Source organism: Candidatus Clostridium helianthi (assembly GCF_045310795.1).
GTDB classification, from domain to species: domain Bacteria; phylum Bacillota; class Clostridia; order Clostridiales; family Clostridiaceae; genus Clostridium; species Clostridium helianthi.
This window is the reverse complement of record NZ_JBJIAB010000071.1, coordinates 1-11,652: the sequence shown is the minus strand read 5'-3', so window position 1 is coordinate 11,652 and position 11,652 is coordinate 1. Positions and strand designations below refer to the sequence as shown.

The 11,652-nt window shown below is 29.1% G+C and carries 10 protein-coding genes; 7 read left to right on the top strand and 3 right to left on the bottom strand.

Translation table 11 applies throughout. From position 1 onward, the window contains the following. Positions 1-135 precede the first annotated feature (135 nt). On the bottom strand, positions 136-1,200 hold the full coding sequence (locus ACJDTP_RS26685; RefSeq protein ID WP_406762930.1) for an NADH:flavin oxidoreductase: 1,065 nt from the start codon (positions 1,198-1,200) through the stop codon (positions 136-138). Between the two features lie 170 nt (positions 1,201-1,370). Here ACJDTP_RS26685 and ACJDTP_RS26680 point away from each other — a divergent pair, with 170 nt between their 5' ends. Continuing rightward, on the top strand, positions 1,371-1,454 hold the full coding sequence (locus ACJDTP_RS26680; RefSeq protein WP_406762932.1) for a hypothetical protein: 84 nt from the start codon (positions 1,371-1,373) through the stop codon (positions 1,452-1,454). 130 nt (positions 1,455-1,584) lie between these two features. On the opposite strand, the gene ACJDTP_RS26675 is transcribed toward ACJDTP_RS26680, so the two are convergent. Next, on the bottom strand, positions 1,585-3,291 hold the full coding sequence (locus ACJDTP_RS26675; RefSeq protein ID WP_406762929.1) for a diguanylate cyclase: 1,707 nt from the start codon (positions 3,289-3,291) through the stop codon (positions 1,585-1,587). A gap of 373 nt (positions 3,292-3,664) precedes the next feature. Between ACJDTP_RS26675 and ACJDTP_RS26670 the strand changes: the two genes are divergently transcribed. Continuing rightward, on the top strand, positions 3,665-4,798 hold the full coding sequence (locus ACJDTP_RS26670) for a deaminase domain-containing protein (protein ID WP_406762928.1): 1,134 nt from the start codon (positions 3,665-3,667) through the stop codon (positions 4,796-4,798). Between the two features lie 85 nt (positions 4,799-4,883). Here the strand turns inward: ACJDTP_RS26670 and ACJDTP_RS26665 are convergent, their stop codons facing one another. Beyond that, positions 4,884-5,186, bottom strand: coding sequence for a hypothetical protein (locus tag ACJDTP_RS26665; protein ID WP_406762927.1), 303 nt, complete (start codon positions 5,184-5,186; stop codon positions 4,884-4,886). 223 nt (positions 5,187-5,409) lie between these two features. Between ACJDTP_RS26665 and ACJDTP_RS26660 the strand changes: the two genes are divergently transcribed. The 5 genes from ACJDTP_RS26660 (at position 5,410) to ACJDTP_RS26640 (ending at position 11,378) form a co-directional block, all read left to right on the top strand. Continuing rightward, positions 5,410-7,128, top strand: a complete 1,719-nt coding sequence (locus ACJDTP_RS26660) for an ABC transporter ATP-binding protein (RefSeq protein ID WP_406762931.1) — start codon at positions 5,410-5,412, stop codon at positions 7,126-7,128. A gap of 6 nt (positions 7,129-7,134) precedes the next feature. Further along, positions 7,135-8,985, top strand: coding sequence for an ABC transporter ATP-binding protein (locus ACJDTP_RS26655; RefSeq protein WP_406762926.1), 1,851 nt, complete (start codon positions 7,135-7,137; stop codon positions 8,983-8,985). Between the two features lie 22 nt (positions 8,986-9,007). Continuing rightward, entirely contained in the window at positions 9,008-9,706 is a 699-nt protein-coding gene (locus ACJDTP_RS26650) for an MBL fold metallo-hydrolase (RefSeq protein WP_406762925.1), read from the top strand. 169 nt (positions 9,707-9,875) lie between these two features. After that, positions 9,876-10,619, top strand: a complete 744-nt coding sequence (locus ACJDTP_RS26645; protein WP_406762924.1) for a hypothetical protein — start codon at positions 9,876-9,878, stop codon at positions 10,617-10,619. A gap of 198 nt (positions 10,620-10,817) precedes the next feature. Continuing rightward, a complete protein-coding gene (locus tag ACJDTP_RS26640; RefSeq protein WP_406762923.1) occupies positions 10,818-11,378 on the top strand; it encodes a class I SAM-dependent methyltransferase in 561 nt (186 codons plus the stop codon). The last annotated feature ends 274 nt before the right edge of the window (positions 11,379-11,652 follow it).

Here is an 11,652-nt window from a genome sequence, read left to right as displayed (position 1 = left end):
CTATAATCTTATTATAAATAGAAAAACCCTATAGGGTAGACTTTTTTTACAGTGTCTACTCTATAGGGTACATTTTATATAAACTATAAGCATTGTACCTTTTTTATGCAACTAAATTTGTAGTTTGAGGAACATTTATTTATTATTCTTGTCGAATACAACTTTTCCAGGACACACTTCAGATTGACCAAACCACATGCATTTTGCACAATTTAAACATTTTCCTGTATCTTTTCCATCCATAGCATAGTTTGCCCAATTAGGATTTATAAGAATCCCTTTACCAATATCAACGATATCTACATTTGTTTCATTTAATATCTCTTCTGCAATTTCGGCTGAATTAATTCCATTAACTGCAAATATTGGAACTGATACTTCTTTCTTGATCTTTTCAGCAGCATAAACGGCATTGGAATACTTATAATCTTTGCTTACATTAATTTCTTGTTCATTAAAGAATCCATAAGAAATGTCAAGAAAATCTATTCCGTTTTTATCTAATATTTTAGCATAACGTACTCCATCTTCTAATGATGGCTCAAATCCTCCTAGACGAATTCCTACAATAAATTCTTTTGGAGTTACTTTTCTAATTCCTTCTAGTATTTCTATTACAAATTTTTCTGGATTAGTGCCATATTCATCGGTTCTTTTATTAACATTCTTATTTAAAAATTGACTTATTAAATAACCATGACATCCGTGTAGCTCAACGCCATCATATCCAGCTTCGTAAGCTCTTCTTACAGCCTCAATATAGTCGTTTTGTATTGATTCTATATCTTCTTTAGTCATTTCACGTCCAATAACTGTTCCGGCAAAACCTTTATATTCATATGGACTTGGACATAGAGGAGATTCAGATATTCCTGTAACTCCAGCATGATGAATTTGAATAAATATTTTACATCCTTCTTCATGAACTGCATTAACTATGTTTTTTAATCCTTCAATTTGGTTATCTTCCCAAATTCCAATTTGCTTTTCTGATAATCTTCCATCTTTATTAATACATGTAGCTTCTTGTATTATAAGTCCTGGACCGCCTTTAGCTAATTCCTTATAACGGTCTAAATTTTCTGATGTTACATATCCATCTTCGGCTAAACCTACAACCATTGGAGGCACACATATGCGGTTTTTTATTTCTATATTTTTAATACTAAATTCTGAGAATAACTTTTTCAAAATATTCACACTCCCATTTTGACTTATTTAAATATTACCATTTGTCTGGTATGTTATTATTATAGCTTAATAAGGGACATAAGAACAAGTACGCACATTTTATGCCTTAATGTTAGGGGATTGCTTATGAAGGGTGAAATAGAAAAAGTGCAAAACAAGCATTAGAAGAACATAGACTCATAAAAAGAACAGAATATAATAAAATTCCACCGCATGTAGAATATCCTCTGACAGATGATTGCAATGATTTACTCCTGCATTAGCAATTATAAATGAATGGGGAAAAAGAGTATGGCCAGAATATGAGGCTAAAAATGAAACAAAATAAAAGAGTTTAGACGGTATAAATGTTTAAACTCTAAATATAATTATAGATTGCTAGTGATTTTGATGCTAGGAATTATTTTTTTCTTCATTTATATAGCAAACGCAAACCGTATTTCTACCATTCTCTTTTGCATTATATAAGGCATTGTCAGCACGCCTAAACCAGCTATGAAAATCTTCAGATATATCTTTTTCGGCTATGCCTATGCTAATAGTTATTTTCTTTACAAATTTGAAGCTATGATTTTCTATGGATAATCTTATTGTTTCAGCAATTATAGTACTTTCTTTTGAATCTGTGAAGGGAAGTACTGCAACAAATTCTTCTCCTCCCCATCTAACAAGAATGTCTTCTTTCCTAAGGCACTGTTTAATAATCATAGCTGTTTCAGATAAAACTAGGTCTCCAGTACTATGGCCATAGGTATCATTAACTTTTTTAAAGTGATCAATATCAAGAACCAACATTGATACAAGACTCTTTTCTTTGTCAAGTTGAAGAATTTTATTTACAACTGTTTCTTCAAAATAGCGTCTATTATATATATTTGTAAGTTTATCTGTTATAACTTCTAATTTAAGTTTATTATTAACTTCTTTTTCATGTTTTATTTGTTTTATAATTCCGATGGTAAATAATAATGTTTCAATGGAGGCAGCAGGATAGCATGTACTAAAAGTAAAGATATTCCATTCTAGTAAACCGTAAGAACCTAAAATATATATAATAAAGCCAGTAAATAGTATAAATATGCCAACCAAGTAATATATAGATCCCATACCAAATTTAAAATAAGAATATATTGAAATAAGAATATATAACCCTACTAGGATCATCTGCAAATATAAAATATCATAAGTAAATCCGTCAGGAATAATTTCAGATATATAGAGAGAAAGTACGAGAAAAAGTATTGAAAGTTTAAAAAAATTATTTAATATGGGCATGTGGTTTTTTATGTCTAAGTATGAATAGATAAATAAAACCCAGGTTGAAGCGGCCATTGCACCTAATGCTATAAGCCTGTTATTGCTGTTAAATCCCAAAATTAACTTTTGCATTCCAGATAAGCAATATAGTAGTGAAAGCAGTGATCCTGTAAAAAGTGAATGAAATAAATATTTCTTATCTTTTGACGAAAAGAATAGAATCATATTCATAATGAGCAGTCCTAGGAGCACACCCAAATTACCGATATAAAAACATGATAACAAGTTTTCAATAGTATAAAAGTTACTGTCTTTAGCTAGAAGCAAATTAAATACATTTGAATCCCAGGTTGAATTTATATAGATATCTTTATTAAAATCAATATTTTCAGGTAGATTAATATATGGAAAAATAAAGTATTCATTAGGCCTTTCTGTTACATACTTTCCATCAGTAGTCGGAATATAAAATTGAATATTTTCAATGAATTCACAATCAATGTACATTATATTATCAGTGCTAGCTTGTTTACCTTGTAATCTTAGTTTAAGCCAGACTTTTTGAACATCTTCAGGAAAGTAGATATTTTTAGAATTGTTTTTTTCAAATTTAATATAACTATTATCTGCTACTTGGTTTATTTCTGCATATTGATTATCTTTAGGGATGAAGTATTCTACATTGTTTGATAAGTTTATATATTTATCAGCATCAATAAGTTCAAAATAACTATATTTTAGAACTTTTACAAAGTTTGTTAGTAGTATAATTGAAATAATAATGATGCCTGTTAGAGCTATAAAATTTACCTCCTTTAATTTTATTGATATATTTTTTAACATACTGCCACCCCATATTAATGTTTTTAGATTAATGAACTTTATATTCCTGAAAATATTTATTAGATTTAATATATTTTATTTTATATGTTTCTACTATGTTCTTTATTTTAGTACATTATTAAGCTACTTTTTTCTATAATTAAGCTAAATTATTTATAACAAAAGTATGATTAATTGCATTATAATTCACGATAAGTATTATTATACCATATAAATTTTACATGATATTTTTATGTTTATAATCTTATGATTATTTTTAAATCGTATCGGTATTTGATTATAATCATTTTAAAATTTATGATATAATAATTAAATTGTTAAAGAGTTAAAATCAGTAATATATTTAGATAAGCATAAAACATAAGAGGGAAGTATGACTAAAATAAACATAAGTTCAAATAGAAGAAAAAAAGAACGAATAAAGATTAATAATTTAAATGATTTTAAAGATGCATTGAAAAAAGAGGGCCATAAAATGAATTACTTTCATGAAGAGAAATTTAAAGTAGAAGTTGCCAAGGCTTTTAAAGTAGAGAATAGAGTCATAGAGGAATTATATAAGTGTATTGGTGAAGGGGATGTGACTTATAGAGCAGATAATATTAGTGATTTAATTAATTACATGAAAAAAATAATACTATTTGAATATGAACATGATAGATTATGGAAAAAAATAAATTCAATAAAAATATTAAATATAAATAGGATTGAATATGAGCGAGATGCAGTATCTAGAGATGATGTTAAAGATATGCTGATTGACATAAAAGAAGTTAAAAAAAGAGTATCCAGAATAGTCAGTGAAAAAGAAAAAGAGAAATTAGAAATTTTGGAAAAAGAATTAGATAATGATTATTTATATTCAAAGGATATTGAGCTTTTGAAGAAAATGCTTCTTATTAAAGAAGAAAGCGTAAAAGAAAGTTATAATATTAATACTAAAGTTAAAACAATATCTATAGAAGTTCCAAAGCAAATAGATTATCAGTATATTACGCCTCAAAAAGGTACTGTTGAATATCATCAACATCTAAATAATAATATACCGAGAATGCAGCGATTAATAAAGAATATTAATAAGTATATGAAAGTTGATGAAGAAGAAAAATCAGTATTTAAAATAAATCAAAGTAAAACATTACAGGATTCTATAAATATTGCAGTGGCAATATATGATAATAAAGAATTTAAGGCGATAAGTGGAAGTAATAATATAAAGAATTATTGCCATGCACCAACAAAAGATGAATCATTTTTTAAAAGTAATAAAGTTAACAAACTGGGTGAGCTTGGAATAGGTTATGACAGAGTCAATGATAGCGAAAAAAAGATAATTGAAGAAATACATAAACAGATAGAAGCAAAAGTATTAAAAGATGAAGGAAACTTAACTTTATATAGCAAATGGGAGCCATGTCCAAGTTGTTGCTTTGTGATTAGCCAGTTTTGCAAAAAGCATCCTAATATAGAAGTTCAAGTTAAGTACCATAAGAAATATGGTGAATAAAAAACATATATTATTTGAAAAATAAAGATGGAACCAACGACAATATATAAATATGCTGTCGTTGGTTTTGATTTATATAGACGATTTATATTTCACCTTGGTAGTCAAATTCATCGTCATCTTTATGTATATCAGAATCAGAATATCTAACTGATGTGGGAATTCTTTCGGTAGAGTCTGGATTGTTTGTATTAACAGGGCTTACGTCGCTTGAACCATGAGTATATTTTGAACGTGAAGCATGACTGTTAGCGTATCTCACTTTTTCTGAATCAAGGGATGGATCGTCCTCAGATGAATGGATATCAATAATTTTTTCAGTATCATAGACACTTGGTGTTTGATCATCTAGTGTTTTTCCTTTTCTCATTGAAATCACTCCTAACATAATAATCTAAAAATTTATTTATAGTATATTAAAATACTCTAAATAAAAATTTTAATAACTTAAAGATAAGTTATATAGTTATTATTGAGAAAAGTAAGCTTATTAATACGTGGAAGATTTAGTTTTATAAGCAGCTGGAAATATTTATTGTATTCTGGATGCAAAAATGATGTATAATATGGTATGGGAATTAGCATTTAAACAAAGGAAAGGAATAAAGGATATGAACTTATACAGTAAATATTTTAATAAGTATAAAATTCCATTTGGGATAGCTGTTTTTTGCGTTGCATCGGAAGCAATTTGTGATTTGCTTGCTCCAACACTTATGTCTAACATAATTAATACAGGAATTGAACAAGGATCACTTTCTAAAGTTTATTACTGGGGAATGCTTATGCTTATAGTAACTGCAATTGGAGCTTCTTTCGCAGTTACAAGAAATATTTTAGCAAGTAAGGTATCTCAAAGAATGGGAGCAGATCTTAGGTATGACTTATTTGAAAAGATTGTTTATTTTTCAGAATTAAGCACAGATAAGATTGAAAGTGGATCTCTAATTACACGTATGACAAATGATACGGCACAGGTTATATTATTCGTTAATGGAATTATGAGAATTTTTTTAAAGGCTCCGATTACATGCATAGGTAGTATTGTGCTTGCAACACTGCTTAATTTTAGGTTGAGTCTTATTATATATGGTGTTGTTGCGATTGTGTCTATACTTATTATTATTAGTATGAAGTTAAGTTATCCGCGTTTTTATGAATTACAAAAGGCGATGGATAAAGTAAATTCAGTTGTTCAGGAATATCTTATAGGTGTACGCTTAGTCAAGGCCTTTGGAACATATGATAAGGAAAGTAGTAAGTTTGAAAATGCAAATACAAACTTAATGGAAAAAGGAATATCATCTCAAAGTGTTATTACATTTGTGTCACCACTTATAACTCTTACTGTTGGAATTGGAACAATAATTGTAATTTCAGCAGGTAGCAGTCTCTTTTCAGCAAATCTTGCAAATCCAGGAGATATATCAGCGTTTATAATTTATATGGCACAAATTCTTACCTCATTAATTATGATAACAAATATATTCAATACATTTGTAAGAACCAAGGCTTCTACTGCTCGTATTAAAGAAATAGTTGATTGTGATGGAGATTTTTCTCATGATGGTGAAATGAAAGAATTAAATGGTGATATTGAATTTAGAGATGTTACATTTGCATATCCAAATGGTAGTGGTGTACCTGCTTTAAATAATCTATCATTTTCTATTAGAAGTGGACAAAGTTTAGCTATAATTGGTCCAACAGGAAGCGGAAAATCTACTATTGCATGGCTTCTTCTGCGATTTTACGATGTGAACAAGGGAAAAATTTTAATTGACGGCTACGATGTTAAAGAATTAAATGTTGATTCTGTACGAAATAGTATAGCTATAGTGCCGCAGAAACCAATGCTTTTTTCTGGTTCTGTTGCTGAAAATATTAGATGGGGTAAAAGGGAAGCAAGCAATGTTATGGTTCATGAGGCTTCTGAAAAGGCACAAGCAGGTTTTATAAATAATATGAAAGATGGATATGAAAGTATGTTAGGGAGTGCTGGAGTTAATCTTTCTGGTGGCCAAAAGCAACGTATTTCTATAGCTCGTGGAATACTTAGGGATTCGTCTGTAATTATATTAGATGATGCAACAAGTGCATTAGATTCAGTAACAGAAGCAAAGGTTAGAGAAAACTTAAGTTCAAAAACAAGTAATCAAACTGTGATTACAATCACTCAACGTTGTGGAACGGCTATGTTTGCAGACAGAATTTTGGTTATGGATAATGGATTTAAGGTTGGATATGGAACTCATGATGAATTAATGCAAAGCTGTGAAGTATATAGAGATATTTATAAAACGCAAATAGAGAGCAGCAAGGAGGTATAGGATATTATGGCACAACAATTTTCTAAAACTGAAGTAAAAGTACCTTCTATTAGTGGGAGACGTGTGGGTGGAGGCGGAAATCGCTTTGCACCTACACAAAAAGCTAAAAATGCTAGAGGCACATTAGTGCGTATTATTAAAATATACATGCGTTTTGCTAAGACGATCTTTCTAGCTATGATTTTTACAGTTTTTTCATCAGCGATTTCTGTTGGGATTCCTTATTTTGTAGGAAAGACTTTTGATACATTTAGAATAGCAACAAGAACTGTAGATAAATCGACTCTTATATTATTTTTAACTATAATTGCAGTTTTGTATGGAGTTAATTGCTTTATTTCATGGATAAATGGTGTTATTATGCTTAAAGTTTCACAAAAACTTGTTTTTGTAATACGTGCAGAGTTTTTTGAAAAGATGCAGAGGCTTCCTTTGAAATTTTATGATACACGTTCTCATGGCGATACAATGAGTAGAATCACAAATGATGTGGACAATATTAGCTCTACAATTGCACAAACAACTACACAGTTAATATCAAGTATTTTAACTTTAGTTGGATCTTTTATGGTTATGATAGTGTTAAATGTTCCCCTTACACTAGTTGTTTTATTATGTATACCTCTAGTTATACTTTTAACACGTGTAATTGCAACGCATAGCCGCAAATATTTCCTAGCTCAGCAAAGAAATTTAGGCTCACTTAATGGAGTGATTGAGGAAAACATATTAGGACTAAAGATGGTAAAGGCTTTTAATAAACAGGATGATGTCTTAAAGCAATTTGCACAGATAAACGAAAATCTATATGAAAGCAGCAATAAAGCACAGATATGGTCTGGGTATATGATGCCTCTTATGAATGTTATTAATAACTTTATTTTTGCAGTTGTTGCAATTGTTGGTGGTATGCTATCAGTGGGGTATGGTGTAGCTGTTGGAACTGTAGTTAGTTTTTTAAGCTATTCAAAACAATTTTCACAGCCATTAAATTCTGTAGCAGGTATGTTTAATACAATTCAATCAGCACTTGCTGGGGCAGAACGTGTTTTTGAGATTTTAGATAATGAAGAAGAAAGTGAAGATCTTAAAGATGCAATTGAGATAAAGCAACCAAATGGTGATGTAACCTTTGAAAATGTATATTTTTCATATGATAAGTCTATACCTATATTAAAGAATGTGAGTTTTAAAGTTAAAGCAGGAGAAACAGTTGCGCTAGTAGGAGAGATTGGAGCAGGAAAAACTACTATTGTGAATCTTCTTACTCGATTTTATGATGCAGACAGCGGAAATATATTCATTGATGATGAGCCGATTACGAATATAAAAAGAAATAGTCTTAGGAAATGCTTCTCTGTTGTGCTTCAAGATACTTGTCTTTTCACTGGAACGATTATGGATAATATTCGTTATTCTAAAAAAGATGCAACAGATGAACAGGTTGTAAATGCTGCTAAAATAGCTCATGCCCACGAATTTATTGATAAGCTTCCTAAGGGTTATCAAACAATGGTTTCTGGAGCCACAGATAACTTAAGTCAAGGGCAGCGCCAATTAATGTCTATTGCTAGAGCAGTTCTGTGTGATAGCCCGATTTTAATTTTGGACGAAGCAACTAGCAGTGTAGATACAAAGACCGAAAAAGATATTCAACATGCATTATTAAGATTAATGAAAAATCGCACTAGCTTTTTAATAGCACACAGATTATCGACTATTAGAGATGCAGATCACATTATGGTAATTGGTGGTGGAAAAATATTAGAATGTGGAAACCACAAAAGTCTTATGAATGAAAAAGGTGAGTATTACAAAATGGTTATTAGTCAAATGGGAAAATTAATTGAGGAGTAAATTTTAATTAGGAGGAAGAAAAATGAAAATTGCAGAAGGATTAGATATACTTGAATTAGGAAGCAAAGAAAGAAGAATGAATGCTACACTAATTTGGGATGATAAAAATGTGATTTTAATAGATACGGGATTACCTGGACAAATAGAAAATATTCGTGAAGAAGTGGAAAAGGCAGGTGTATCCTTTGACAAGATTAATAAAATAATTATTACTCATCACGATTTGGATCATATTGGTAGCTTGTCAAGTATTGTTAAGAATTCTAAAAGTGAAATAGAAGTGTTAGCACATAGTGGAGAAAGGCCTTATATTGAGGGAGATAAAATTGGTATAAAAATTACTCCTGAGCGTTTGAGTTCAATGCCAGATTCTATGAAGGAAACCATAAAGCAGCTTAAAACAAAAGTTAATAGGATTGTTAAAGATGAAGAGAATCTTCCTTATTGTGGAGGGATAGAGGTAATTTATACCCCAGGACATACTCCGGGACATATTTGTCTCTATCTAAGAAAGTATAAGGCATTAGTAACTGGAGACGCAATGAATGTTGTAAATAATGAATTAATTGGTCCTAATCCGGAATATACATTTGATATGAAGCAAGCAATAGAATCTCTTAAGAAGCTTACAAAGTATGATATAGAAACAGTCATCTGTTATCATGGTGGAGTATTTACAAAAAGCTCAAATGAGAGGATTGCAAAATTAGCTAATAGTTAAGAAGAATATAAAGATAGTAGCCTTATTATGAAGCTGCTATCTTTTTTATCTTCTACTAAAAAAATTTCCATTAAATTTATAATTTTTAGTGAAGGATATATTAATAATATTTTTTAATTATGAAGATAATATAAAGTAACAAAATAAATGTAGAAGTTAGAGGCTGATTATGAAAAAAACATTATATGATTATAAAGATAAAATTAAAAAATTACCAGTAAAAGAGAAATACAATAAGAATGAACTATTGATAAACGATTTTTTGATTGATAAGAAAGAAGATCTTGAAATATATTATTCGCCTCACAATGAATATATAAATTTAGATGCAAGGGTATTTATTGTTGGTATAACTCCAGGCTTCCAGCAAATGAGTACTGCCATTGCTACTGCAAGAAGAGAGTTAGAGAACTCTGATAATATTAAAGAAATTCAGTATAAATGTAAGAAATCAGGAAGATTTAGCGGTAGTCTCAGAAAAAATTTAATTGATATGTTAGATAAAATAGAGCTTAATAAGAGTCTAAAAATAGATAATTGCAGCCAATTGTTTGAAGAAAAAGATCATTTATTGCACACATTTTCATTAATACCTTATGCAGTCTTTGTAAAAGGAAAAAACTATTCAGGTCACACTCCAAAACTTATTAGGAGTGAATTTTTGATGAAATATATTTATGAGAATTTTATTTGTGAATTAAAAGCATTAAATAATTTAGATAAAATTCTTATAGTACCATTAGGCAGGTCAGTAGAGGAAGTATTATACAAGCTATGTGAAAATAAAATTATAAACGAAAAGCAAATATTAAAAGGCTTTCCACATCCATCTGGGGCTAATGTAAATAGATTAGTTCAACTAGAGGAAAATAAGGAGAAGATGATTAATACAGTAAGAAATAATTTTAATTAAAAAGAACAAAAATCAATATTAAAGCACATTATATATAAAATAAAGTCTAAAAGAGGGTTAAAGTGTATACCTTCTTTCTTTATATTTAAAACAAAATTTAAAGATTCTTAATATTTTACTAAATAGATTTTTAATATTTAAGATTTATACTAATTCTATAATTTAACTAAAAGAGAAGAATTCAAGGAGGCTTTTAATATGAAGCTAGTAAAATTTTTAATTGAATATTTTAAATCACCTAGAACTATAGGGGCTGTAGCACCTAGTTCAGAGAAACTTGCAGAGAAAATGGTAGGAGACATAGATTTTGAAAATTCTAAGGTTATAATTGAGTACGGGCCAGGGACAGGAGTTTTTACGGACAAGCTTGTAAAAAGAAAAAAGAAAGAGACATTATTAATGTTATTTGAATATAATGAAGAGTTTTGCAGACAATTAGAAGAAAAATATAAAGGAGAAGATGATATTATAATAATAAATGATTCTGCTGAAAATGTAGATAAACATTTAGCAAAATATAATCTTAGCAGAGTAGATTATGTTGTATCAGGGTTGCCTTTTGCTAGCCTTCCTAAATCTGTTTCAAATAAAATTCTAAGACAAACTAGAAATATATTAAAAAGAAATGGATTATTTATAACATTTCAATATACTCTTTTGAAAAAAGAATTTATTACTGGATATTTTAAAAAGATAAATATAGAAAGAGTTATCTTTAATTTACCACCAGCCTATGTTTTGAAATGTATAAATTCTTAGAAGAAAGAGGAGAGTTATTTTGTATATTCAAAAAGAAATGAAATATCATACAATAATCTCATTTAATCATATAAATACGAAAGAAGGGGCTGTTGCAAAACTAACATAGTTAGTTTTGTAGCGGCTCATTTTTTTAGATATAAAAATGTGAATTCCGAAGAACTCACATTCATTGTATAATTTACTTATGCTAAAAGCCAAATTACACAATAAAGATTATACTGAGATTAATGATAATTTTCAACTTATATTACCATTAAATCTAGAAAATTTA

Coding starts and splice junctions, on each gene's coding strand:
- ACJDTP_RS26675 (WP_406762929.1), bottom strand. CDS start 3,291: ATGTTAAAAAATATATCAATAAAATTAAAGGAGGTAAATTTTATAGCT.
- ACJDTP_RS26670 (WP_406762928.1), top strand. CDS start 3,665: ATGACTAAAATAAACATAAGTTCAAATAGAAGAAAAAAAGAACGAATA.
- ACJDTP_RS26665 (WP_406762927.1), bottom strand. CDS start 5,186: ATGTTAGGAGTGATTTCAATGAGAAAAGGAAAAACACTAGATGATCAA.
- ACJDTP_RS26660 (WP_406762931.1), top strand. CDS start 5,410: ATGAACTTATACAGTAAATATTTTAATAAGTATAAAATTCCATTTGGG.
- ACJDTP_RS26655 (WP_406762926.1), top strand. CDS start 7,135: ATGGCACAACAATTTTCTAAAACTGAAGTAAAAGTACCTTCTATTAGT.
- ACJDTP_RS26650 (WP_406762925.1), top strand. CDS start 9,008: ATGAAAATTGCAGAAGGATTAGATATACTTGAATTAGGAAGCAAAGAA.
- ACJDTP_RS26645 (WP_406762924.1), top strand. CDS start 9,876: ATGAAAAAAACATTATATGATTATAAAGATAAAATTAAAAAATTACCA.
- ACJDTP_RS26640 (WP_406762923.1), top strand. CDS start 10,818: ATGAAGCTAGTAAAATTTTTAATTGAATATTTTAAATCACCTAGAACT.